A 23,317-nucleotide genomic window follows, 5' to 3' on the forward strand; every position below is an offset into this window, starting at 1 on the left:
ACTGCCCTAACGGTGTGACAAGGAAACCGCCTAGCGCGGCCGCAAGGTGTTCATCGGCGGCCGATCGGCCAGCGACACCGTGGAGCTGCGCGGGGTGTAGTCGTCACCGTCGGCGAAGAACTGGGTCAGCCCCACGCCCGAGTCGGGAATGCCGCAGCGGCTCAGCAGAGTGGCGATCACCTGCCGGCTCATCGCCGCGAGCTCGGTCAGCGGACGGTTGCGATGTTCGCGCACGCCCAGGTTGACCTGCGCGATGCCGTCCAGGCCCAGCCGGTCGTAGGTGTCGATCAGCAGACCGATCTCGACGCCGTAGGCGGGCGCGAACGGCACCGAGGTCAGCAGCTCACGGGTACCTGCGTACTCGCCGCCCAGCGGTTGCAGCAGACAGGTCAGCTCCGGTCGCAGTGCCGCCAGCAGCGGCCGCGCGACGAGTTCGGTGACGCGCCCGCCGCCGTTCTTGTCCTCGCTGCCGCTGACCTTGAGCGGCCGCCGGTAGAACCCCTTGACCAGGTGCACGCCCTCGGTGGTCAGCAGCGGGCCGAGCAGCTTGGGCACGAACATCGGATCGGGGTCGATCAGGTCCGAATCCACGAAGACGACCAGGTCGCCGGTGGTGGCGGCGAGCGAGCGCCACAGCACCTCGCCCTTGCCGGGGTTGGGCGGCACCTCGGGCAGCGCCTGCTCGCGGGTCACCACGCGGGCGCCCGCGGCGACCGCCCGGATCTCGGTGTCATCGGTCGAGCCGGAGTCCAGCACGATCAGCTCATCGACCAGCCCGCCCAGCAGCGGGGTGATGGTCTCCACCACCGAGGCGACGGTTTCCTCCTCGTTGAGCGCCGGCAGCACCACCGAGATGGTGCGGCCCGCCTTGGCGGCGATCAGCTCCTCCACGGTCCAGGACGGCCGACCAAAGCTGTGGTCTGCCATCCAGCGGTGCCCTGACACAGCGTCAGTGTCGTTCATTGCGGTCAGTTCTGGTGTCAGCTCAGATAGCACCGTCATGCCAGTCCCCTCACCGTGCGCGTCGGTGGACGCGATCCGTGGATCGACGCGACCATTTCCAGTACGCGTCGAGTGGGTCCGACCTCATGCACCCGGAACATGGCGGCTCCGTCGGCGGCGGCCAGAGCCGTCGCCGCCAGCGTGCCCTCCAGGCGTTCGGTCAGTCCCACACCCAGAGTCTCCCCGACAAAATCCTTGTTACTCAGGGCCATCAGGACAGGCCATCCCGTGTTTACAAGATCTTTCACGTGGCGCAACAAACTAAGACCGTGGTAAGTGTTCTTGCCGAAATCGTGGGTCGGATCGATCAAGATCGCGTCTCGCGACACCCCCACCGACACGGCGTGCTCGGCGGCAGCGGTGACTTCGGCGATCACATCGTCGACCACACCGCGTTCGCTGGTGCCGTAGTTCACCCGGAACGGCCGGGTTCGCGGGATCGCCCCGCCGGTGTGTGAGCAGACCAGTCCGGCGCCGAACTCCGCCGCAACCTCCGGCAGGCCGGGGTCAGCGCCCGCCCAGGTGTCGTTGATGAGGTCGGCACCGGCCGCGCAGGCCTGCTTGGCCACCGTCGCGCGCCAGGTGTCCACGCTGATCAACTGATCGGGGTAGGCGCCGCGCAGCCATTCGATGAACGGCACCACCCGCGCAATCTCCTCGTCGGCGTCCACGGTGTTACCCGGGCCGGCCTTCACCCCGCCGATGTCGATGACGTCGGCACCGTCGGCGATCTTGCGGTGGGCGGCCTCCATGGCGGCCTCGTCGGTGAACGTGGCCCCGCGGTCATAGAAGGAATCCGGCGTGCGGTTGACGATCGCCATGATCATGGCCCGGTCACCGGCGACCGGGCGGCCCAGCCACGTCAATTTCCCGTCGCTTCGCTCGGACTTCACGCTGTCCAGGCTAGCGCTCAGCGGTTTGGGCGTGATTCGTTGCGCTGACCGCAGTCGATCACGCCGAAATCGCTCAGGACGCGGGGCGCTTCCCGTCCTTGACCTCGTCGGCGTACTCCGGATAGAAGGGCACGTAACCCTCCTTGCGCCCGGCCAGCACGTAGAGCGGGTCCTCGACGTCCTCGCCGTACCCCTGTTTGCGCAGTTCGACCTTCTGGCTCTTGAACGTGGAGGTGTGCGCCAGCTCCGGCACGATCCGCACGAACAGCGGCACCGCATAGGGCGGCAGATGTGCGTAGGCGGTTCGCGCCAGGGCGGCCCCGTCGAATTCGGCTCCGGACTTGAGCTGCAGCGCCACCATGCCCGCGCGGCCACCGGCACCGGGCACCTCGACGCCGAACACGGTCGCCTCCTCCACCTGCGAATCACCGGACAGGCCGGCCTCCACCTCGGTGGTCGCGACGTTCTCGCCCTTCCACCGGAAGGTGTCGCCGAGCCGATCGGCGAAGGCAGCGTGCCCAAACCCCTGGGACCGCATCAGGTCCCCGGTGTTGAACCAGACGTCGCCGTCCTTGAAGGCGTCACGCACGAGCTTCTTCTCGGACGCCGACTTGTCGGTGTAGCCGTCGAACGGCTGGAAGCTGCTGACCTTGGACAGCAGCAGGCCGGGCTGGCCGCGCTTGACCTTGCGCAGCCTGCCGTCCTCGGCACGCGCGGGTTCCCCGGTGTCGAGGTCGTATTCGACGAACGCCACCGGGCTCGGGCAGATGCCGGTCGATTTGGACACATTGAACACATTGACGAAGGCCGTGTTTCCCTCACTCGCGCCGTAGAACTCGCAGACCCGCGGGATGCCGAAGCGTTTGGTGAACTCGTCCCAGATGGCCGGGCGCAGACCGTTGCCGACGATGACGCGCACCTTGTGGGCGCGATCGGTCGGCTTGGGCGGCTGGTTGAGCAGGTAACCGCAGATCTCACCGATGTAGACGAACGCGGTGGCCTCATGGCCGATCACCTCGTCCCAGAACCGTGATGCGGAGAACGACTTGCCCAGTGCCAGCGACGCTCCCGCGTTCAGCGCCGAACCGACCGACACCGTCAGCGCGTTGTTGTGATAGAGCGGCAGGCAGCAGTAGAGGGTGTCGTTGCTGTTCAGGCGCAGGCCGAGGCCGCCGAATCCGGCCAGTGCGCGCAGCCATCGGTAGTGGGTCATCACGCTGGCCTTGGGCATCCCGGTGGTGCCCGAGGTGAAGATGAAGAACGCCTTGTCCTTGGCCAGCACCGCCGCCGTGGCCGGCGGGTTGGTGGTGGGCGCGGTGGTGGCGGCCTGCCGCAGTTCGTCGAGGGTGACCAGGCCTTCGGTTTCCACGCCGCTCTCGGTGATCGGTTCCACCAGGTCTGCTTCGGCGACGACGGCCTTGGCGTTGAGCAGGCCGATGCTGTGGGCCAGCACGTTGCCCCGCTGGTGGTAGTTGAGCATGCCGGCGGTGGCCCCGCATTTGACGGTGGCCAGCATCAGCAACACCGAGTCCGGGGAGTTACGCAACATGATGCCGACGACGTCGCCGTGGCCCACGCCCCTGGCGGCCAGCACCGCGGCGTAGCGGTTGACGGTCTCGTTGGCCTGCCGGTAGGTGATCCGCTGGTCCTCGAACTTGAGGAACACCCGGTCGCCGTACTGCGCGGCACGGTCCTGGAAGACCTTGCCGATCGAGGTCTTGGCCGTGGGCCGGGCACCCATCCCGGTGACCACGCCCCGCACGATCGCCGGCGCGTCCAGCAGCAGCCCCGGGATCTTGGTGGCGATGTCGAGCAGGCCGACGCTGGTACGCGTTGTGTCGTCACTCATGGCCGTCAAGACTAGTGACTGGGGCTACACGCGCTGAGAGCCGTCTCAACATCGGTCACGAGCACCAGCCGGTCCAGCGCACGTTCGCCGACGTAGCCGGTGTCGACGAGGCCCCGCAACCAGCTCAGCAGGCCGTCGTAGTGCCCGAACGGGTCCAGCATGACGATCGGTTTGTCGTGCATGCCGAGGTAGCCCGCGGTCCAGGCTTCGAAGAATTCCTCCAGGGTGCCGATCCCCCCGGGCAGGGCGATGAACGCGTCGGCGCGATCCTCCATCACCTGCTTGCGTTCCCGCATGGTGTCGGTGACCACCAGTTCGTCGGCGGCGATGTCGGCAAGTTCACGGTGCACGAGGGCTTTGGGGATGACGCCGATGGTGCGTCCGTTGCGCTGCCGGGCCCCGTCGGCCACCGCGCCCATCGCCGAGACGTTGCCGCCACCGGAGACCAGCGTCCAGCCGCGGTCGGCGATCGCGCGGCCCACGTCGGTGGCGAGTTCGAGCAGTTCAGGGTGCGTCGGGCCGGACGCGCAGTACACGCAGACGGCCCACGGGCTGGTTTCGGACACAGTGGAGAACGTACCGCCGGTTTCGCCGTGCCCGCATGGCCGCCCGCCCTACACTGCGGCTGTGCCTGAGCCGTCGAGCGACGCTGCTGCCGACGCGCTGGGCCGCGCGGATCTCGGCGCCGCCGAGGCGCTGGCCCGGGCGGCATTGACCGAGAGCGGATCGCTGTCCGCCCGGCTGACGTTGGCACAGGCCCTGGCCTGGCAGGGCCGCGGCCACGAAGCCGACACGGTGCTCGCCCAGGTCGACCCCGGCTCGCTGGGTGAGGCCGACCTGATCGCGTGGGCGCTGCCCCGGGCAGCCAATCAGTTCTGGATGCTCGACGAGCCCGAGCAGGCCACCGCCTTCCTGCGCGCGACCCGCGCCCGGCTGCGTTCCGCCACGACCGTCGACGCGTTGCTGAGCACCTTCGCCATGAACGCCGGCAGCCTGCAGCGCGCGCTGGACCTCGCCGGCTCCGTGCTCTCGACGCCGGACGCCGACCACCGGGCGATCGGCTGGGCGGCGTCGGCGGCGGCATTGTCATCGGCCCGGATGGGCCTGTTCTCCGCGGTGGACGCCCTGGCCGCGCAGGCCATCGAGTCCGGCAATCCCGGGCTGCTGCGGTTCACCTCCGCCTTCGGGCAGACCACGGCGCTGGTCCTTGGCGGCGCACCGGATCGCGCCGAGGCGCTGGCCCGTGACCTGGTGGACGGCGCGCAACCGTCGCGCGCGATCGGGCAACTGCTGGTGGCCGACGTGCTGTTGATCCGTGGTGCCCTCGACGAGGCGGTGTCGTTGTTGCGGGAATCTGCCGCTGCGCTGGCGGTCACCGGGTACTCGTGGGGCCCGCTGGCGTGGATGCTGCTGGCTCAGGCGCTCGGGCAACAGGGGCTGGTGGTCGAAGCGGCCAAAGCGCTGTCGCGGGCGGAGTCCCGGCACGGCTTGAAGTCGATGCTGTTCGCCCCGGAGTTGGCGCTGGCCCGGGCCTGGACCTGCGCGGCGCGACGGGATCCGGTGGCAGCGGTTGCGGCGGCCCGCGAAGCGGCCCGTGCCGCATCGCGTGGCGGCCAATCCGCTGTGGCGGTGCGCGCACTGCACGACGCAGTACGTCTGGGCGATGCCCGCGCGGCCGATAGCCTCGCCGCACTCGAATTGGATTGCGTGTTCGCTCGTTTGACGCTCGAGCATGCACGAGCACTGACAGCCGGCGATGAGGCCGGGCTCGACTCGGTTGCCAAAAGTTACGCCGCGCGCGGTTATTCGAGAACGACATCCCCCACCGAAGCCCAATTGCCGCCGCTCACATAGTGATTGGCGCCGGGCCAATCCCTACACCAGTACGCCTGCTCCCTTAGGATCAACCCAGCAAGGATGGCGACCGGGGGTCAGATGGGCGCGCGTGATCGTTTGCCGACGGCATGGTCGAGGGTTCGCCAGGCGCTGAGCCGGGGGTTACCGCAAACCGGCCGAACGGGCCTGCGAACTGTCCGCCTGCGACAACCGCAGACCACAAGCAGGACCGCAAGCCGGCACCGTTGGACGGGCCACGTCGCACATCGGCCCGCCGCACCCCGAGCGCGCATCGACACCTCGGCGTGCCGATCGACCCGGGGCAACGCTATGGTGACGGCTACGTCAATTATGTGTCGGGGGTCACAGTGATCGGCTCCCAGTGCGCAGGGTCACAGCGAGAGGTAGCGGGCATCAACGAGAAACGCCTCGACATCCAGGGCATGCGGGCCGTCGCGGTGCTGCTCGTCGTGCTCTTTCATGCCGAGATCCCCGGGTTCGGTGGCGGTTATGTCGGCGTCGACGTCTTCTTCGTCATATCCGGCTTCCTCATCAGCACCCATCTGCTCAAATCCCTGCGTGATCACGGCCGGGTCGGGTTCGGCGCGTTCTACGCCCGCCGCGCCCGTCGCCTGCTGCCTGCCGCTGTCGTCGTCATCCTCGCCACCGTGCTGGCCGCCCGACTGCTGGTGTCACCGATCCAGTTCGGCTACGTGATCAAGGACGCGATCGCCGCGACCTTCTACGTCCCCAATCTCTGGTTCGCCTACAACGCCACCGACTACCTCGCGGAGAAGACACCGTCGCTGTTCCTGCACTACTGGTCCCTGGGGGTCGAGGAGCAGTTCTATCTGCTGTGGCCGGTGCTGCTGGCGATCCTGTTCCGGTTCTGCAAGGCGCGCTGGACGCTGGCGATCGCGATGTCGGCGCTCATCGTCGTGTCCTTCGCGGTCTGCCTGTACTCCACCACCTACGCCCAACCCGATGCGTTCTTCCTGCTACCCGCTCGCGTGTGGGAGTTCGGGCTCGGCGCTCTGGTGGCACTCGCCCTGTTCGACGGACGAAAGCTGTTCGCACCCCGCATCGCTGCAGCACTGGGGTGGGTCGGGCTGCTCGCGATCATCGGCGCCGCCATGGTGTTCACCACCAAGACCGTCTACCCCGGCTCGGCGGTGGCGATCCCCGTTCTGGGTGCCGCCCTGCTGATCGCCGCGGGCACCGCGCCAGGCGGGCCGGCGGGGATACTGAGCGTGCGTCCGGTCACCTGGATCGGCGACATCTCCTACTCCCTGTACCTCGTGCACTGGCCGGTGCTGATGCTGCCCGTCGCCGCCGGCGCCTACATGGAACACCTGCCGATGTGGGCGCGCATCGCGCTCGCCATGGCCTGCGTCCCGTTGGCGTGGCTGCTCTACACCTACGTGGAGATACCCGGCCAGCGCGTCGGTTGGCTCACCGCATCGCGGCCGCGCCGCACCTTCGGTGTGGCGGCAGCCGCGATGGCGACTGTCGTCGTGACGGCCGTGACCGCCGGTATGGTCGTCCAGTCCAGGCTGGACAATGGCCGGCCCGCCCAGCCGATCGTGCTCAGCGCCAGTCCCGCGGGCACCGGGTACGTTCCGGCCAATCTGGTCCCCGCGCTGGCCGAGGCGGACAACGACCATCCCGTCCTCTACGACAACGGATGCCACCGCAATCTGAGCCAGACCGACCTCGCCGACTGTGTCATCGGACCCAACCGTGGCGCCCCACGCGTGGTGTTGTTCGGTGATTCCCACGCCGCGCAGTGGTATCCGGCGCTACGACCGCTCGCCGAAAGCGGCGAGGTGCGGCTGGAGGCGCACACCAAGAGCGGCTGCCCGGCCGCGCCGCCACCTGATATCGCCTCGACCAGCTGCCCGACCTGGGTCGACAAAGTGGCCGACCGGCTCACCGCAGACCCGCCGGCGCTGGTGATCCTCGGCAATTTCGGCAAGCTCTACTTCACCGACGGGGAGAACCGCGGACAGCGCTGGCGGGAAGCGCTGACCGCAGCGATCGAACGGCTGCCCGCCCGGTCGCATCTGGTCCTGCTCGCCGACACCCCGTCCACCGGGACGACACCCTCGATCTGCCTGGCCCGCTTCACCGATGACGCCGACTACTGCGGGCTCGACAGGACCAAGGCGCTGGACTCCGAGTTGCGGGCCGTGGAGCGCGCCGTCGCGGAGAAGTACGAGAACGTGTCCTATATCGACTTCACCGAATTGTTCTGCAATGCCACCATGTGCCCCAGCGTCATTGGCGACACCCTCGTGTACCGGGACGGCAGTCACATCACGACGGAGATGAGTCGGGTGCTCTCCGGCGCGTTCATCGCCGCGGCGGAAAGCTACCTGCGCCCGCCCGCGACGGGCCCGACGCCGCCGCGCCAGGACATCCTCACCATGTTCAAGGGCACCCGCCCTGCACCGCTTCGGCCGGTGGGCGTCAACTGAGGTAATTCGCTCGCGCCCAACATGTCTGAATCGTTCAGCCAACCCGGCGCCAGAGCACAGTGAGTCACAAGTTTGCCGCCCTACTGTGAACGTTGGCAGAAGGAGGGGCAATGAGACGCATCGCCGTGGCCGCAGCAACGATCGCCGTGACAGCCGGTGTGCTCTTCACCGCGGCGCCCGCCCAGGCCGACGAACCGGATACCACGTCGGAGACGTCCAGCACCAAGGTGATTCACCATCGATTCCAGTTGCACTTCCTGGATCGTGACCCGCACATGGCGCCCCGAGGCATGACGCACAGCGTGCGGCACGCGCACCGCCCGGGCACCGGGTAGGCGACCTGTTCGTCCGACACGCCGAGCGCGTTGCGGTACGGTTGTGACGGCTAACATCTGGCAGCGATGCCATGAACGCGGTCATCACGGTCGAGGGGACGGCTGGGGCGGCGCGCACGGCAGCAACGTGGACCTGGGGGCAGGCGTTGAAGAGAAGAACCTTGACGACGGGGGCCATCGTGACCGCCATCGGCGCGCTCATACTCGTCACACCGTATCGACCGAAGGACTGGGCCTCCCGCCGTTACGCGTGGGATCCGAATGCCCACGAATACCACGGACCCCGTTCGGGTTCCTGAAGCTGCGCGACACGCATAGGCGACGTGGCGCACTGCCGCGTCGGTAAATGTTCTGGGCCAATGTCTTTCGTGCGAGCCCGGCATCGCCACCCGGGCCGTTGCCCCGCGCGCCGAAAAGTTCCGCCCGACACGCCCACCCACCGGCCATAGGATTAGCTGCGAACGACAGGGGCCGACACATGACCGATCCACTCTTCGTCCAGACCGATGGCGTACGGAACTACTCAGCACGGCACTCCCAGGTGGTCTCCGGGCTCTCCGGGCTGACCGGCGCCGAAGACACCGGCGTGCAGAACAGCCACGGCGCCATCGCCTCTTCCGTGAGCGGCGCGCTGACCGATGTTCTCAGCCGGCGCAGCAGCACCATGGGTGTCACATCGACCTCCGCCGCCACCATCGCCGATCTGCTGCAGAAGGCGGCCCGCGCGTACGCCGCGGGCGATGAGGAAGGCGGCTCCCGCCTGCAGGCGGCGGCCGCGGCACTGGAAGGCCAGAGCGGGCCGCGCGGCGGAGCCCCCGGGACAGCCGGCGCGGCCGGATCACACGTCCCCGCCGCCGGTGGCAGCGCCGACATGACGGGGCAGATGGGTCAGATCATGGGTCAGGTCGGCCAACAGGTCGCCCAGTTGGTCCAGGCCGTCACCGCTCCGCTGGCGGGCCTGGCACAGGGCCTGCAGCAGGTGCCACAACAACTCATGCAGGGCATTGCCCAGGCCGCCCAGGCGGCAGAGGCCGCCGACCCCGACGAGGGCGCGACGCCCGAGGGCGAACGCGACGCCGAGTCCGAGCGCGAAGACGAAGCCGCCGAGCGCGAGAAGGCCGAACCGGCCCCGGTCCAGCAGGCACAGCCATCCCAGAGCTCCCCGTCGGGTCCCGCGCCCATCGAGACAACCCAGCCGGTCCGGCCGGCACCGACCCGCCCGCAGGTCGACTAGGTCGCCACCAGTGCTCCGCCGGCCAGCAGCAGAGTGCGCTGCACTCCGATGTCGGCCAGGAAGCGCTCATCGTGGCTCACCACCACGAACGCTCCGCGATAGGCGTTCAGGGCCGACTCCAGCTGAGCGACGCTGGACAGATCCAGGTTGTTGGTCGGCTCGTCCAGCAGCAGCAGTTGCGGCGCCGGCTCGGCGAACAGCACACACGCCAGTGTCGCGCGCAGACGTTCCCCACCCGAAAGCGCGCCGATCGGGAGGTCGACGCGGTCACCGCGGAACAGGAACTGCGCCAACAGATGCCGGCGCCGGGTCACCGACAGCCCGGGCGCGTAGGTCGCCAGGCAATCGGCCACCGACGCCTGTTCGTCGAGCAGATCCAGCCGTTGGGACAGGTAGGCGATGCGACCGCCACTGCGCTGCACCTCACCGGCGTCGGGCTGCAGGTCACCGGAGATGATCCGGAGCAGCGTCGACTTCCCCACCCCGTTTGCACCGGTCAGCGCGATTCGCTCCGGACCGCGAATGTCGAGATCGAGAGCGGTGAACATCCTTGACCCCACACCGGATCCGGCGAACATCACCCGGCCGGCGGGCACCTCGGTATCGGGCAGGTCCAGGGCCAGCACATCGTCATCGCGCAGCGCCCGCTCGGCGTCGTCGAGCCGGACGCGGGCGTCGCCGACCCGCCGGGCGTGCACATCGTCGGCCTTGGCCGCCGACTGCTGAGCATCCCGTTTCAGCTTGCCGGCAACGATTTTCGGCAGGCCCGCGTCCTTGAGATTGCGTTTGGCGGTCGACGCCCGCTTGTCGGCTCGCTCACGCGCCTGCTGCATCTGCTGCTTGTGCCGTTTGAGTTCCTGCTCGGCGTTGCGGACATTGCTCTCGGCGACTTCCTGGGCGGCCTGCACCGCCACCCGGTAATCGCTGAATCCGCCGCCGTAGAACGACATCTCGCCGGCCCGCAACTCCGCGATCGCGTCCATCCGGTCCAGCAACACCCGGTCGTGGCTGACCACCAGCAGGCATCCGCCGAAATCCTCCAGTGCGCCGTAAAGCCGTTGGCGGGCATCGCTATCCAGATTGTTGGTGGGCTCATCGAGGAGCAGGACATCGGGGCGGCGCAACAGCTGCGCGGTCAGTCCCAGCGACACCACCTGCCCGCCCGACAGCGTCGACAACGGGCGGTCCAGCTCCAGATCCAGCCCGAGCCGATCGAGTTCCGCGCGGGAGCGTTCCTGGATATCCCAGTCCTCACCGATGGCGGCGAACACGGCGTCACTGGCGTCCCCGGCAGCCAGCGCGTCCAGCGCGGCCACCACCGGAGCCACTCCGAGCACGTCGGAGACGGTGTGCTGGGCCAGGAACGGCAGATTCTGCGGCAGGTAGCCGAGCACCCCGTCGACCACCACGGCACCGGCCGAGGGTCTGAGTTCGCCGGCGATCAGCCGCAGCAGCGTGCTCTTGCCGGCGCCGTTGGGCGCCATCAGCCCGAATCGGCCGCGGCCGAAGGAGCAGGACAGATCCGCGAACACCGGGGTGTCATCGGGCCACTGGAACGAAAGATGGGAACAGACAACAGACATGCGGGAACTCCACAGTGAGGAGAGGTTTTCCAGGACGACAGAGGAGATCTCGGGACTTACCCGGAGATGTCGTCGATTCCCAGCACGTGCACCATGCTACCGAAACCGGTCAAGCGGTTAAGTAGGCCCGCAACGTCTCGGTGGTCGCGGTGATCGCCGCGATGTCGACGTGCTCGTCGACCTTGTGCGCCAGGTTCGGATCCCCCGGACCGTAGTTCACCGCGGCGATGCCCAGCGCCGCGAACCGCGACACATCGGTCCAGCCGTACTTGGCGCGCACCTGTCCCCCGGCCGCGGCCACCAGCGCGGCGGCCGCAGGATTGGCCAGGCCCGGCAGCGCCCCCGCCGCGGCATCGGTGACCTGCAGGGACACATCCAGGCCCGCGAGCACCTCGTGCACGTGCGTCACCGCCTGCTCGACGCTGCGGTCGGGTGCGAACCGGAAGTTGACCGTCACCGTCGCCGCATCCGGGATGACGTTGCCCGCGATACCACCGTCGATGCGCACCGCCGAGAGTCCCTCGCGGTACACGCACCCGTCGATGTCCACGCTGCGTGCCTCATACCGCGACAGCCGGTCGAGCACGGCGCCCAGCTTGTGAATGGCGTTCTCGCCCAGCCACGATCGGGCCGAATGCGCCCGGGTCCCGGCCGCGCTCGCGACGATCCGGATGGTGCCCTGACAGCCCGCCTCGATGAACCCGCCGGACGGCTCGCCCAGGATCGCGACGTCGGCGGCCAGCCAGTCCGGCAGTTCACGCTCGATGCGGCCCAACCCGTTGGCGCCGGCCTCGATCTCCTCACAGTCGTACATGACCAGGGTGAGGTCGTGGGCGGGCTCGTCGATGGTGGCGGCGAGGTGCAGGAACACCGCATCGCCGGACTTCATGTCCGAGGTGCCGCACCCGTACATCCGGCCGTCTTCGACGCGGCTGGGCAGGTTGTCGGCGGCGGGCACGGTGTCGGTGTGCCCGGCCAGCAGTACCCGCGACGGCCGACCCAGGTGGGTGCGGGCCAGCACCGCGTCGCCGTTGCGGATCACCTCGAAATGCGGGGCTTGCTCGCGCAGCGCGGCCTCGATCTCGGCGGCGATGCGTTGCTCGTGGCGCGACTCACTGGGGATGTCCACCAACGCGGCGGTCAGTGCGATCGGATCGGCGTGCAGGTCTAGCCCCATGATGATCAACCGTAGTCCAGTAACCTTGCCCAACGTGACTGCTGCATCTGGCTTCGGCCTGGCCACCATCGCCGCCGACGGAACCGTCCTGGACACCTGGTTTCCCGCTCCCGAGCTGACCGGTGACGGATCCACGGGTACAACCCGGCTGTCGGTCGCCGAGCTGACCGACAACCTGGCCGACCTCACCGGCCCGGACACCGACCGCGATGTCGAGGTCGTCGCGGTGCGCACCACCATCGCCTCGCTCGACGACAAACCCGTCGATACCTTCGACGCCTACCTGCGACTGCACCTGCTGTCGCATCGGCTGACCGTCCCCCACGAGGCCAACCTGGACGGCATCTTCGGGCTGCTGGCCAACGTGGTCTGGACGAACTTCGGTCCCGCCGCGGTCGAGGGCTTCGAGCTGGTACGCGCCAAGCTGCGCCGCCGCGGGGCCGTCACGGTGTACGGCATCGACAAGTTCCCGCGGATGGTCGACTACGTCACCCCGACCGGCGTGCGCATCGCCGACGCCGACCGGGTGCGCCTGGGCGCGCACCTGGCGCCGGGCACCACGGTCATGCACGAGGGCTTCGTCAACTTCAATGCCGGGACGCTGGGCACCTCCATGGTGGAGGGCCGCATCTCCGCCGGTGTGGTGGTCGGTGACGGCTCGGACGTCGGCGGCGGCGCCTCGATCATGGGCACGTTGTCCGGCGGCGGCAAGGAGGTCATCTCGGTGGGCAAGCGCTGCCTGCTGGGCGCCAACGCCGGGCTGGGCATCTCGCTGGGCGACGACTGCGTCATCGAAGCGGGCCTGTATGTCACCGGCGGCACCAAGGTCAGCACCGCCGACGGGCAGACCGTCAAGGCCAAGGATCTGTCCGGTTCGAACAATCTGCTGTTCCGCCGCAACTCGCTGTCCGGGGCGGTCGAGGTGGTCAAACGTGACGGCACCGGCATCACGTTGAACGACGCGTTGCACGCCAACTGACGGCGAAAGTTACTCCGGGGCGAGGATGCAGAACTCGTTGCCCTCGGGATCGGCCAGCACCACCCAGCTCTGCTCGCCCTGACCGATGTCCACCCGGCGCGCGCCCCGGGCGAGCACCCGGTCGACCTCGGCCTGCTGGTCCTGCGGCGTGAAGTCCAGGTGCAGCCGGTTCTTGACCACCTTGTCGTCGGGGACGGCGAGGAACAACCATTCGGGGCCGTGCCCCGGCGGCGGGGTCAGCACCACATCGCCGTCGGCATCGGTGTGGTGCGGCCATCCGAGCACCTCGGCCCACCATGCTCCCAGCGCCTCGGGATCGTGGGCGTCCACGCAGATCTGGGTCAGCCTCAACATGGGTCGACTCCCCGTGTCACGAGTTCCTTCTTGAGCACCTTGCCCATCGCGTTGCGTGGCAGATTTTCCACGATGCGCACCTCCCTTGGCCTCTTGTGCACCGAAAGTTGTTCGGCGACAAATTCGATCAGCAGGTCGGGATCCGCGTCGCCGACGACGAAGGCCACGATCCGCTGCCCCAGGTCGTCATCGGGCACGCCGACCACCGCCGCCTCGTCCACCCCGGGATGTCCCAGCAGAACGGTTTCGATCTCGCCGGCGCCGATCCGGAACCCGCCCGATTTGATCAGGTCGACCGATGCGCGCCCGACGATGCGGTGCATACCGTCGGCGTCGATCACCGCGACATCACCTGTGCGGTACCAGCCTTCGGCGTCGAATGCCTCGGCCGTCGCATCGGGCCTGTTGAGGTAGCCGCTGAAGTTCGTCGGGCTCTTCACCTGGAGCTGCCCGATGGATTCCCCGTCGTGCGGGACGGGCCGACCCTCGTCGTCGACCAGCCGGGTCTGCACGCCGGCCACCGGCAGACCCACCCAGCCCGGCCGGCGCTCCCCGTCGACCCGGGTGCTGATGGTGATCAGCGATTCTGTGCTGCCGTACCTCTCGATCGGCGCGTGACCGGTCAGCCTCACCAGATCCTCGAACACGGGCGTCGGTAGCGCCGCACTGCCCGACACCAACAGCCGCGCCGAGGACAGCGCGCGGGCGGCATCGGCGTCGGCGGCGATGCGTGACCACACCGTCGGCACCCCGAAATACAGCGTGCCTGCCGCCTCGGCATAGGCCTGCGGCGTCGGCTTCCCGGTGTGTACGAACCGGTTTCCGATGCGCAGTGAACCCAGCAATCCGAGCACCAGCCCGTGCACATGGAACAACGGCAGACCGTGTACCAGGGTGTCGGCGGCCGTCCAGTCCCAGGCTTGGGCCAACGCGTCGATATCGGCGGCGATGGCGCGCCGACTGATCGTGACTCCCTTGGGCAGCCCGGTGGTGCCGGAGGTGTACATGATCATGGCCGTCGCTTCGGGGCGCGGCTCGGCGTAGCGGTGCCAGGACCGGGCGTGCATCCGCACCGGAATATGCGGTAGCCCTTGGCTTTCGGCGGGTAGCTCGCCGAGCCAGGCCTGTACGCCGGAATCGCTGAGCAGGTGCGCCCGCTCGGTGGCCCCGACATCGGCGGGCACCGGCACGAACGGCACACCGGCGATCAGGCATCCGATGACCGCCAGCACCGTCGTCGCGGTGGGTGTGGCCAGGATCGCGACCCGCTGGGCCCGCGCAACACGTTCGGCCACCGAGGTGCCCGCCCCCACCAGGTCACTGCGGCTCAGCGACACACCGTCGATACGCACCGCGTCGGCCCGGTCGTGCCCGGCGGCTACGACGGCCGGGTCCAGCGAGGTCAGCAACACCGTAGACATTCTTGCGAGGCTACCCTTGCGCTATGCCACCGATCGAGCGGATGTCCAGTCGTGAGGTCTACCGCAACAGCTGGATGACGGTGCGCGAGGACGCGATCCGGCGTCCGGACGGCAGCCACGGCATCTACGGCGTGATCGACAAGCCCACCTACGCGCTGGTGATCGCGCGCGACGGTGATCTGTTCCATCTCGTCGAGCAGTACCGCTACCCGATCGGGTTGCGGCGCTGGGAGTTCCCGCAAGGTACCGCGCCGGACCGGGCCGATCTGGAACCGCTCGAACTGGCGGCCCGCGAACTCCGCGAGGAGACGGGGCTGCGGGCGGACTCGCTGGTCCGGCTCGGGCGACTCGATGTCGCGCCAGGAATGAGCAGCCAGCGCGGGTGGGTGTTCCTGGCGACCGGGCTGACCCAGGGTGAGCATGAGCGCGAGCACGAAGAGCAGGACATGCACAGCGCCTGGTTCACCGCCGCGCAGATCGAACAGATGATCCGTGACGGCGACATCACGGATGCGCAGACGATCGCTGCGTGGACGATGATGACGCTGGCCGGACGCGGCTGACACTCGTTCACCGTCACAATGTGGTCTCTAATTGACGCAGCAGACATGACGATCAGCGGTTTTGTCATCACCCCCCGCTACCTTGAGGTCAGCTGATCTTTTTGACTGAATAGGGAAAGGGATGTTGGTCCGTCGACTGTGCACTGCGTTGGCAGCCGTCCTGGTGGCCGGCCTCGCACCCATGCCCTCTGCCGCCGCGGTCGGCCAGGGGTGGAACGGCCGCTACAACGTCGTGACCTATGCATCGCAGAAGAACGGCACCAGCGTCGCCGCCCGCCAGGCCGAGGGCGACCTCAGCGCCGTCTACACGTTCGCCACGGCCTGCGCCGGGAGCGCCTGCGTCGCCACCGTGCTGGACGGGCCGGCGCCGTCGAACCCGACGATTCCGCAGCCGCAGCGCTACAAGTGGACCGGCGAGAAGTGGACCTTCGCCTACAACTGGCAGTGGGAGTGCTATCTCGGGGACAGCACTCCGCGGGTGTTCAGCCCGGCGCAGTCCTGGGTCAGCTACACACCCCAGGCCGACGGGACCCTGCAGGGCAGCTGGTACACCGACATCCTCAGCGGGCCCTGCCGTGGCAACGTGCTGATGCCGGCCGCGGCGTTCCCCGCGCCCTAGGGCCGTAATACGTCGGTCATCTCAGGGGAAACCCTGCGCAACGTCACTCTCCCAGGATGACGGGATGGCAGCGCCCACGCCCACAGTCCGTCCGGTCGACGAAGTCCCGCCGCTGAAACGACTGCTGCCACTTGGCATCCAACATGTGCTGGCGATGTATGCCGGCGCGGTCGCGGTACCGCTGATCGTCGGTGGCGCGATGGTCGGCGCCGGCCAACTCGAGCAGTCCGACATCGTGCACCTGATCATGGCCGACCTGTTCGTGGCCGGGATCGCGACGATCATCCAGTCAGTGGGTTTCTGGCGCTTCGGTGTTCGGTTGCCGCTGATGCAGGGCGTCACGTTCGCCGCGGTGGGCCCGATGATCACCATCGGTATCAATCACGGCATCACCACCATCTACGGATCGGTGATCGCGTGCGGTCTCTTCATGATGCTGCTCGCGCCGGTGTTCGGGAAACTCATCCGGTTCTTCCCGCCCCTGGTGACCGGCACCATCATCTTGATCATCGGCGTCTCGCTGATGCGGGTGGCTGCCGGCTGGTTCGGCGGCGGCAACGCCGCCGGCCCGGACTTCGGTTCGCCGACGGCGATCGGGCTGGGATTCTTCACCCTGGCGACGATCATCGTCATCGAGCGGTTCGCGCCCGAGGCGATGCGCCGGGTGTCGATCCTGCTCGGTCTGCTCATCGGCACGATCGTCGCGGTCCCGTTCGGCCTCACCAACTGGGACCACATGGGGGACTACAACTGGGTCGGCTTTGTCACCCCGTTCCAGTTCGGTACCCCGACGTTCGAGATCAGCTCGATCATCGCGCTGCTCATCGTGGGCATCGTGATCATGACCGAGACCACCGGCGATATCGTGGCGGTCGGTGAGATCGTCGAGGAGAAGATCACCCCGCGCAAGCTCGCCGACGGTCTGCGCGCCGACGGCCTCGGCACCGTCATCGGCGGCATCTTCAACACGTTCCCGTACACCGCGTTCGCCCAGAACGTCGGGCTGGTCGCCATCACCGGCGTGCGGACCCGCCACGTCGCGACGGTCGCCGGGATCATCTTGATCCTGCTCGGATTGCTGCCCAAGATGGCCGCCGTCGTCGAGGGCATCCCGCTGCCGGTGCTCGGTGGCGCCGGGGTGGCCCTGTTCGGCATGGTGGCCGCCAGCGGCGTCCGGACGTTGACCAAGGTGACGTTCACCAACACCAACATCCTGGTGGTGGCGATCTCCGTCGGGGTGGCGATGCTGACCGAGGCCAAGCTGTACTACACCGACCGCACGCTGGGCGACACCCCGGTGAACGTCTCGCTGGACCTCTACCACCAGTTCCCGGACTGGTTCCAGACGATCTTCCATTCCGGGATATCGGCGGGCGCCCTCGCCGCGATCCTGCTGAACTTGCTGCTCAACAGCCGCGGCGCCGACACCGAGTCCGACGAACTGTCCGCGCACGACGCTCCCCGGGGCGCGCTGCCCGATCCGTTGGACGCACTGCGCGCCGCCGACCCGTCGACACCGCCGCAGCGGCTGCGCCAACTCGCCGAGGACCGCCCCGAACTGCGCACCATCATCGTCACCAATCCGTCCACGGACCGCCAGACGTGTGCGTGGATCCGCGACCAGGGCGACGAGCAGGTGGCCACGGTATGCCAGAAATGGGACGAGGTCACCGAGGGCAGGTTCTCCACCCGCGGAGGCTGACCCGATGAGTTTTCCCGTCGGCCGCGGTCGGTACCGGCATGAGTGCCGAAACCGATATCCGAATGCTGATCGCCCGCTGGGTGGACGGCATCAGGGCCTGCGACCTCGACGCCGTGACCGCCGCGCATTCCGATGACATCGTCATGTTCGACGTGCCACCGCCCTACGAAGGAATCCGCGGCAAGCCGGCCTACCGCGAGAGCTGGCCGCCGTTCTTCGAATTCATCCGCAGCGGAGCCACTTTCGAGCTTGTCGAGCTGAATGTCGACGCCGGCGAGGACGTCGCCTTTGCCTACGGGCTGTTGCGCTGCGGTGGCGAGAAGGAGTTTGCGGACAATCCGGACATCCGGCTGCGCCTGTCCATGGGCCTGCGCAGGATCGACGGGAAATGGCTGATCGCCCACGAACACCACTCGTTCCCGGACACGACCTAGCTCAGTCGACGAGCGCCCGCACGAAGAACGCGAGGTTGGCCGGACGCTCGGCGAGGCGGCGCACGAAGTAGCCGTACCACTGGGTGCCGAATGGCACGTACACCCGGACGTGGCTGCTGTCGACCAGCCGGCGTTGCTCGGCATCGCGGATGCCGTAGAGCATCTGGTACTCGTAATCGGCGACGCCACGGCCGAATTCGCGCACCATCGCGGGGACCGCGTCGATGATCTCCGGGTCGTGGGATGCCACCATCGGGTAACCACTACCGGCCATCAGGATGCGCAGGCACCGCAGGTAGGAGTCGGTGACCTCGGCGCGCTCACGGAACGCCACCGACGCCGGCTCGTCGTAGGCACCCTTGCACAACCGGATGCGCGCCCCGGACGCCGCGAACTCCCGGCAATCGCCCTCGGAGCGCTTGAGGTATGCCTGCAACACGGTGCCGAGCCAGTCGAACTCCGTGCGCAGGTCCCGCACGATGGACAGCGTGGAATCGGTCGTCGTGTGGTCCTCGGCGTCCACCGTCACCCAGACACCGACGTCACGGGCCTTGGCGCAGATGGTGTGCGCGTTCTCCATGGCGATCTTCGCACCGTCCCGCGGCAGCGCCTGGCCCAGCGCCGACAGCTTCAGCGATACCTCCAGGGACAGAGGTTCCGGTCCGGTCTCGCCCCGTCCCTCCAGCGCGTCCAGCAGGTCGAGGTAGGCCTGCACGGTCGCGTCGGCGGTCTCGACATCGGTGACATCCTCGCCCAGGTAGTCGATGCTGACGAAGCGCCGTGAATCCCGCAGCACAGCAACAGAACCCATCGCGTCATCAATGGTCTCGCCGGGCACGAAGCGGTGCACGACATCGCGGGTCACGGGCATTCGCTCCGCCGTGCGCCGCAGCGCGTCGGACCGGCTGGCCGCGAGGATCGCGGGCCGTGCCAGCTTCTGGAAGACGCTCATCGTCAGGCCTCCATGTGCGGGTAGTGGTGATCCGTCGGCGGAACGAAGGTCTCCTTGATGGAGCGCGCCGAGGTCCACCGCAGCAGGTTCAGCGCCGACCCCGCCTTGTCGTTGGTCCCCGAGGCCCGTGACCCGCCGAAGGGTTGTTGCCCCACCACGGCCCCGGTGGGCTTGTCGTTGACGTAGAAGTTGCCCGCCGCATGGCGCAGCCGGTGTTGGGCCTGCAGGACGGCGGCGCGGTCGTCGGCGATCACCGCACCGGTGAGCGCGTACGCCGATCCGGCGTCGACGATGCCGAGGACGTCCTCCCAGGTGTCGTCGTCGTAGACGTGCACGGCGAGGATCGGCCCGAAGTACTCGTCGCGGAACGCCTCATCGGTCGGATCGTCGGACAGCAGCACGGTGGGCCGCACGAAATAGCCCTCGCTGTCCTCGCATTCACCGCCGACGGCGATCGTGACACCGGGTGCGCCCTTGGCCCGATCGATGGCGCGTGCGCTCTTGGCGTAGGCGCGCTCGTCGATGACGGCGCCGCCGTAGTTCGACAGGTCGGTGACGTCGCCGTACTTCAGCGCCGCGGTGGCGTCCAGGAAGTCGTCGCCCATCTGCGACCACACCGAGCGTGGAATGAACGCCCGCGATGCCGCCGAGCATTTCTGCCCCTGATAGTCGAACGCGCCGCGAATCAGCGCGGTGCGCAGCACATCCGGTCGCGCCGACGGGTGCGCAACGACGAAGTCCTTGCCGCCGGTCTCCCCCACCAGCCGCGGATAGGTGCGGTAGCGGTCGATGTTGGTGCCGACCTCGCGCCACAGCTGCTGGAACGTCGCGGTGGACCCGGTGAAGTGGATTCCGGCCAGCCGCGGATCGGCCAGCACCACATCGGACACCGCGAGGCCGTCGCCGGCGACCAGGTTGATGACCCCCGGCGGCAGGCCGGCGGCTTCGAGCAGCTGCATGGTCAGGTAGGCCGAAAAGGTCTGGGTGATGGACGGTTTCCACACCACGGTGTTGCCCATCAGCGCGGGTGCGGTCGGCAGGTTGCCCGCGATGGCGGTGAAATTGAACGGCGTGATCGCGTAGACGAAGCCCTCGAGCGGGCGGTAGTCGGTGCGGTTCCAGACGCCGCGGCTGCTGATCGGTTGCTGCGCGAGGATCTGGCGGGCGAACGCCACGTTGAAGCGCCAGAAGTCGACGAGCTCGCAGGGCGAGTCGATCTCGGCCTGATAGGCGGTCTTGGACTGGCCGAGCATGGTCGCCGCGGCGATCTTCTCGCGCCACGGGCCCGACATCAGGTCCGCGGCGCGCAGGAACACCGCCGCCCGCTCGTCGAACGGGGTGTCCGCCCAGGCGTCCTTGGCGGCCATGGCGGCGTCGACGGCGGCGGTGGCTTCACCGTGGCCGGCGTTGGTCAGCGTGCCGAGCACCGATTGGTGCCGGTGCGGCTGGACGACATCGATGCGGTCGCCGGCACCCATGGTGTGCTTGCCGCCGATCACGTGCGGCAGGTCGATGGGTGCGCTCGCGAGATCGCTGAGCGCCGCGGCGAGGCGGGCCCGCTCGGGGCTGGCGGGCGCGTAGTCGTGGATGGGCTCGTTCTGTGGCAGCGGCACGTCGGTGATCGCGGTGATGGCGTCCATACCCGCAACGATGACTGATCCCATCGCCGCATATATTGTGCGATTCGCCAGGCATCGAGGCCCAAGCTAGTACGATCCGACAATATGGTGGAAACCGGTGTCGGCCTCGGCCGGCTCCTGCTGGCGCTGGACACCACCCTGGTCAACCTCGTCGAGGCCCCGCGCGGACTGGACCTGCCGGTGGCTTCGGCAGCTTTGCTCGACGCCGACGACGTGCGCTTGGGCCTGGCGGCCGCGGCCGGCGCAGCGGATGTGTTCTTCCTGCTCGGCATCACCCCGGCGGATGCGATCCGCTGGCTCGATGGGCAGGCGCGTCAACCGGTTGCGATCTTCGTCAAGGAACCGCACCCGTCGGTAGTCGCCCGGGCAACGGCAACCGGGGTCGCCGTGGTGGCCGTCGAACCCCGCGCCCGCTGGGAACGGCTGTTCCGATTGGTCAATCACGTCTTCGAACACCACGGGGACCGCGCCGATCCACTGTCGGATTCGGGCACCGACCTGTTCGGGCTCGCCCAGTCGATCGCCGAACGCACCCGCGGCATGGTGAGCATCGAGGACACGGCATCCCACGTGCTGGCCTACTCGGCCTCCAATGACGAGGCCGACGAATTGCGCCGACTGTCGATCATGGGCCGGGCCGGCCCGCCCGCTCACCTCGAATGGCTCGGGCAGTGGGGTGTATTCGATGCGCTACGCGCGTCCACCGATGTCGTCCGCGTCGACGCGCGGCCCGAACTCGGCCTACGCCCCCGACTCGCCGTCGGCGTGCATCGCCCGGTACCGGATGGCCGACGGGCAGCCGAGTTCGCCGGAACCATTTGGTTACAACAAGGTTCGCAACCGTTGGCCGACGACGTCGAGGACGTGCTGCGGGGCGCGGCCGTGCTGGCGGCCCGGATCATGTCCCGGCTGGCGGCGACACCCTCCACCCACACGGTCCTGGTGCGCGAACTCCTCGGCATGGCCGGCACCGAGGTCGACGTGGCGGCCGTCGCCCAGGGTCTGGGCATCGCCGCCGACGCCCGCGCCGCACTGGTGGCCTTCGCGGGCGCCCCGCCGGATGTGCTGGCGCTGAGCGCCGGCGCTTTCCGGGCCGACGCGCAGGTGACCGCGGACGACGGCCGGGTCTATGTGGTGTTCCCGAAGATCGGCGCACCGGCATCGGTGACGTCCTGGGTGCGGGGTGTGGTGTCCGCGCTGCACCGCGAGATGGGGCTGACCGTGCGCGCCGTGATCGCGGTGCCGCTGACCGGACTCGCCGACATCGCGCCCGCCCGCAACGAGGTGGACAGGGTGTTCCAGAGCGCACAGCGCCACCCCGGGGCCATCGCCCAGGTGTCCTCCCTCGATGACGCCCGCACCACCGTTCTGCTCGACGAGATCGTGTCGTTGGTCCAGGCCGACGGGCGCCTGGTGGACCCCCGCATACGGCAGCTGCGTGACACCCAGCCGATGCTGGCGGACACGCTGGCGGCGTACCTGGACTGCTTCGGCGATATCGCTGCGGTCGCCGAGCACCTACACGTCCATCCGAACACGGTGCGCTACCGGGTGCGCCGCCTGGAGAAGCTCATCGCCGCGTCGTTGGACGATGCCGAACTGCGCCTGCTGCTTTCGCTGAGCCTGCGCGCCACCGGCTAAGATTTGACCCGTAATTGGCCGAATGCCTTCAGGTTCCAGGGATCAGCAACGATCTGATGGCTGTGGTTGATGGCATCGCCTCGTCGGTGGCTTTGTCGAAAGATCTGCCAATCCTTGATCCTGGCGATGACACGCTCGATGGGGGCGCGGATGCGCCGGTGTGCGCGGCAGTGATCGCCGCGGATGATCCGGCCGGACTTGTCTCGTGCTGGTGAGGTGATCGAGTCGATGCCGCGGTAGCCGCCGTCACCGAGGATCTCGCGCTGGCCGGCGAGCAGGTGTGTGACTGTTGCACGGGCGACGATGACGTTCGTCGCGGTTTCCGGGCCAGCACTGCCCGGCGATCACCACGCGGCGCCGGTGCGCGCAGATGATGATTTGGGTGTTGATGCTGCGCCGGTAGTTCTTGCTGATGGCGGTGATCGATTCGTCGTGGACGGGGATCCGGGTGCCATCGATGATCCACGGATGGGTACTGGCGTCGGGGGCGGGACGCAGTGCTTTGGCCAGCACCGGCACCAGGTGGTGGATGGTGCGGTCGACCGTCGATTGGCTGGTATGAAACAGCGCAGCCAATGCGCGGGTGGTCAGGTTGGTACGCAGATGAATCAACACCAGCAGCACCT

At 68.3% G+C, this 23,317-nt stretch carries 21 protein-coding genes and 1 pseudogene; 10 read left to right on the plus strand and 12 right to left on the minus strand.

Annotated features, from left to right (window positions below):
- Positions 1-30: 30 nt before the first annotated feature.
- The 4 genes from C6A86_RS21200 to C6A86_RS21215 form a co-directional block, all read right to left on the minus strand.
- The gene (locus C6A86_RS21200) at positions 31-963 is read right to left on the minus strand and encodes a glucosyl-3-phosphoglycerate synthase (protein WP_311101239.1); all 933 of its coding nucleotides are present in this window, start codon (positions 961-963) and stop codon (positions 31-33) included.
- 35 nt (positions 964-998) lie between these two features.
- Positions 999-1,829 carry a dihydropteroate synthase gene (folP, locus tag C6A86_RS21205; protein WP_105361937.1) on the minus strand — a complete coding sequence of 277 codons (831 nt, stop codon included), beginning with the start codon at positions 1,827-1,829 and terminating at the stop codon, positions 999-1,001.
- A gap of 139 nt (positions 1,830-1,968) precedes the next feature.
- Positions 1,969-3,744 carry a long-chain-acyl-CoA synthetase FadD6 gene (fadD6, locus tag C6A86_RS21210; protein WP_105361936.1) on the minus strand — a complete coding sequence of 592 codons (1,776 nt, stop codon included), beginning with the start codon at positions 3,742-3,744 and terminating at the stop codon, positions 1,969-1,971.
- 11 nt (positions 3,745-3,755) lie between these two features.
- Positions 3,756-4,310 carry a TIGR00730 family Rossman fold protein gene (locus C6A86_RS21215; protein WP_105361935.1) on the minus strand — a complete coding sequence of 185 codons (555 nt, stop codon included), beginning with the start codon at positions 4,308-4,310 and terminating at the stop codon, positions 3,756-3,758.
- 82 nt (positions 4,311-4,392) lie between these two features.
- Between C6A86_RS21215 and C6A86_RS21220 the strand changes: the two are divergent.
- The 4 genes and pseudogenes from C6A86_RS21220 to C6A86_RS21235 all read left to right on the plus strand — a co-directional run.
- Positions 4,393-5,598: pseudogene (locus C6A86_RS21220) on the plus strand (AAA family ATPase); the annotation flags it as partial.
- A gap of 287 nt (positions 5,599-5,885) precedes the next feature.
- Positions 5,886-8,057, plus strand: coding sequence for an acyltransferase family protein (locus C6A86_RS21225; protein WP_158263230.1), 2,172 nt, complete (start codon positions 5,886-5,888; stop codon positions 8,055-8,057).
- Between the two features lie 110 nt (positions 8,058-8,167).
- The gene (locus C6A86_RS21230) at positions 8,168-8,392 is read left to right on the plus strand and encodes a hypothetical protein (protein ID WP_105361932.1); all 225 of its coding nucleotides are present in this window, start codon (positions 8,168-8,170) and stop codon (positions 8,390-8,392) included.
- Positions 8,393-8,870: 478 nt separating this feature from the next.
- Entirely contained in the window at positions 8,871-9,626 is a 756-nt protein-coding gene (locus C6A86_RS21235) for a type VII secretion target (protein WP_158263229.1), read from the plus strand.
- On the opposite strand, the gene C6A86_RS21240 is transcribed toward C6A86_RS21235, so the two are convergent.
- Together C6A86_RS21240 and dapE are read right to left on the minus strand one after the other, a co-directional pair.
- A complete protein-coding gene (locus C6A86_RS21240) occupies positions 9,623-11,209 on the minus strand; it encodes an ABC-F family ATP-binding cassette domain-containing protein (RefSeq protein WP_311100847.1) in 1,587 nt (528 codons plus the stop codon). The two genes, C6A86_RS21235 and C6A86_RS21240, sit on opposite strands and share 4 nt — an antisense overlap.
- 109 nt (positions 11,210-11,318) lie before the next feature.
- The gene (gene dapE, locus C6A86_RS21245; RefSeq protein WP_105365252.1) at positions 11,319-12,386 is read right to left on the minus strand and encodes a succinyl-diaminopimelate desuccinylase; all 1,068 of its coding nucleotides are present in this window, start codon (positions 12,384-12,386) and stop codon (positions 11,319-11,321) included.
- Between the two features lie 25 nt (positions 12,387-12,411).
- Between dapE and dapD the strand changes: the two genes are divergently transcribed.
- On the plus strand, positions 12,412-13,365 hold the full coding sequence (gene dapD / locus C6A86_RS21250; protein WP_199196349.1) for a 2,3,4,5-tetrahydropyridine-2,6-dicarboxylate N-succinyltransferase: 954 nt from the start codon (positions 12,412-12,414) through the stop codon (positions 13,363-13,365).
- 9 nt (positions 13,366-13,374) lie between these two features.
- Here the strand turns inward: dapD and C6A86_RS21255 are convergent, their stop codons facing one another.
- Positions 13,375-13,719, minus strand: coding sequence for a VOC family protein (locus C6A86_RS21255; RefSeq protein WP_105365254.1), 345 nt, complete (start codon positions 13,717-13,719; stop codon positions 13,375-13,377).
- Complete coding sequence (locus C6A86_RS21260; RefSeq protein ID WP_105365286.1) at positions 13,713-15,131, minus strand: acyl-CoA synthetase; 1,419 nt, start codon at positions 15,129-15,131, stop codon at positions 13,713-13,715. Before C6A86_RS21260 ends, C6A86_RS21255 begins: the two co-directional genes overlap by 7 nt.
- A 32-nt stretch (positions 15,132-15,163) precedes the next feature.
- On the opposite strand from C6A86_RS21260, the gene C6A86_RS21265 reads away from it, so the two are divergent.
- The 4 genes from C6A86_RS21265 to C6A86_RS21280 all read left to right on the plus strand — a co-directional run bounded on the left by C6A86_RS21265 (position 15,164) and on the right by C6A86_RS21280 (position 18,458).
- Positions 15,164-15,703: an NUDIX hydrolase gene (locus C6A86_RS21265; protein WP_105365255.1), complete on the plus strand. Its 540-nt coding sequence runs from the start codon at positions 15,164-15,166 to the stop codon at positions 15,701-15,703.
- Positions 15,704-15,824: 121 nt separating this feature from the next.
- Positions 15,825-16,322 carry a hypothetical protein gene (locus C6A86_RS21270; RefSeq protein ID WP_105365256.1) on the plus strand — a complete coding sequence of 166 codons (498 nt, stop codon included), beginning with the start codon at positions 15,825-15,827 and terminating at the stop codon, positions 16,320-16,322.
- A gap of 64 nt (positions 16,323-16,386) precedes the next feature.
- A complete protein-coding gene (locus C6A86_RS21275; RefSeq protein WP_105365257.1) occupies positions 16,387-18,024 on the plus strand; it encodes a nucleobase:cation symporter-2 family protein in 1,638 nt (545 codons plus the stop codon).
- Positions 18,025-18,062: 38 nt separating this feature from the next.
- The gene (locus tag C6A86_RS21280) at positions 18,063-18,458 is read left to right on the plus strand and encodes a nuclear transport factor 2 family protein (protein ID WP_105365258.1); all 396 of its coding nucleotides are present in this window, start codon (positions 18,063-18,065) and stop codon (positions 18,456-18,458) included.
- A gap of 1 nt (position 18,459) precedes the next feature.
- Here the strand turns inward: C6A86_RS21280 and C6A86_RS21285 are convergent, their stop codons facing one another.
- Complete coding sequence (locus C6A86_RS21285; protein ID WP_105365259.1) at positions 18,460-19,410, minus strand: proline dehydrogenase family protein; 951 nt, start codon at positions 19,408-19,410, stop codon at positions 18,460-18,462.
- A gap of 2 nt (positions 19,411-19,412) precedes the next feature.
- Complete coding sequence (pruA, locus tag C6A86_RS21290; protein WP_105365287.1) at positions 19,413-21,041, minus strand: L-glutamate gamma-semialdehyde dehydrogenase; 1,629 nt, start codon at positions 21,039-21,041, stop codon at positions 19,413-19,415.
- 93 nt (positions 21,042-21,134) lie between these two features.
- Here pruA and C6A86_RS21295 point away from each other — a divergent pair, with 93 nt between their 5' ends.
- Positions 21,135-22,691: a CdaR family transcriptional regulator gene (locus tag C6A86_RS21295; RefSeq protein ID WP_105365260.1), complete on the plus strand. Its 1,557-nt coding sequence runs from the start codon at positions 21,135-21,137 to the stop codon at positions 22,689-22,691.
- On the opposite strand, the gene C6A86_RS29220 is transcribed toward C6A86_RS21295, so the two are convergent.
- Both C6A86_RS29220 and C6A86_RS21305 read right to left on the minus strand, forming a co-directional pair.
- On the minus strand, positions 22,688-22,996 hold the full coding sequence (locus C6A86_RS29220; RefSeq protein ID WP_142407056.1) for a transposase family protein: 309 nt from the start codon (positions 22,994-22,996) through the stop codon (positions 22,688-22,690). The two genes, C6A86_RS21295 and C6A86_RS29220, sit on opposite strands and share 4 nt — an antisense overlap.
- A complete protein-coding gene (locus tag C6A86_RS21305; protein WP_158263315.1) occupies positions 22,938-23,306 on the minus strand; it encodes a transposase family protein in 369 nt (122 codons plus the stop codon). The genes C6A86_RS29220 and C6A86_RS21305 overlap by 59 nt, the downstream gene beginning before the upstream one ends.
- Positions 23,307-23,317: the final 11 nt, after the last annotated feature.

Origin of the sequence: Mycobacterium sp. ITM-2016-00316, assembly GCF_002968335.2 — a bacterium.
GTDB lineage: Bacteria > Actinomycetota > Actinomycetes > Mycobacteriales > Mycobacteriaceae > Mycobacterium.

Coding starts and splice junctions, on each gene's coding strand:
- C6A86_RS21265 (WP_105365255.1), top strand. CDS start 15,164: ATGCCACCGATCGAGCGGATGTCCAGTCGTGAGGTCTACCGCAACAGC.
- C6A86_RS21270 (WP_105365256.1), top strand. CDS start 15,825: ATGTTGGTCCGTCGACTGTGCACTGCGTTGGCAGCCGTCCTGGTGGCC.
- C6A86_RS21200 (WP_311101239.1), bottom strand. CDS start 963: ATGAACGACACTGACGCTGTGTCAGGGCACCGCTGGATGGCAGACCAC.
- fadD6 (WP_105361936.1), bottom strand. CDS start 3,744: ATGAGTGACGACACAACGCGTACCAGCGTCGGCCTGCTCGACATCGCC.
- C6A86_RS21285 (WP_105365259.1), bottom strand. CDS start 19,410: ATGAGCGTCTTCCAGAAGCTGGCACGGCCCGCGATCCTCGCGGCCAGC.
- C6A86_RS21235 (WP_158263229.1), top strand. CDS start 8,871: ATGACCGATCCACTCTTCGTCCAGACCGATGGCGTACGGAACTACTCA.
- C6A86_RS21230 (WP_105361932.1), top strand. CDS start 8,168: ATGAGACGCATCGCCGTGGCCGCAGCAACGATCGCCGTGACAGCCGGT.
- C6A86_RS21295 (WP_105365260.1), top strand. CDS start 21,135: ATGGTGGAAACCGGTGTCGGCCTCGGCCGGCTCCTGCTGGCGCTGGAC.
- folP (WP_105361937.1), bottom strand. CDS start 1,829: ATGATCATGGCGATCGTCAACCGCACGCCGGATTCCTTCTATGACCGC.
- C6A86_RS21240 (WP_311100847.1), bottom strand. CDS start 11,209: ATGTCTGTTGTCTGTTCCCATCTTTCGTTCCAGTGGCCCGATGACACC.
- C6A86_RS21280 (WP_105365258.1), top strand. CDS start 18,063: ATGAGTGCCGAAACCGATATCCGAATGCTGATCGCCCGCTGGGTGGAC.
- C6A86_RS21255 (WP_105365254.1), bottom strand. CDS start 13,719: ATGTTGAGGCTGACCCAGATCTGCGTGGACGCCCACGATCCCGAGGCG.
- C6A86_RS21275 (WP_105365257.1), top strand. CDS start 16,387: ATGGCAGCGCCCACGCCCACAGTCCGTCCGGTCGACGAAGTCCCGCCG.
- dapE (WP_105365252.1), bottom strand. CDS start 12,386: ATGGGGCTAGACCTGCACGCCGATCCGATCGCACTGACCGCCGCGTTG.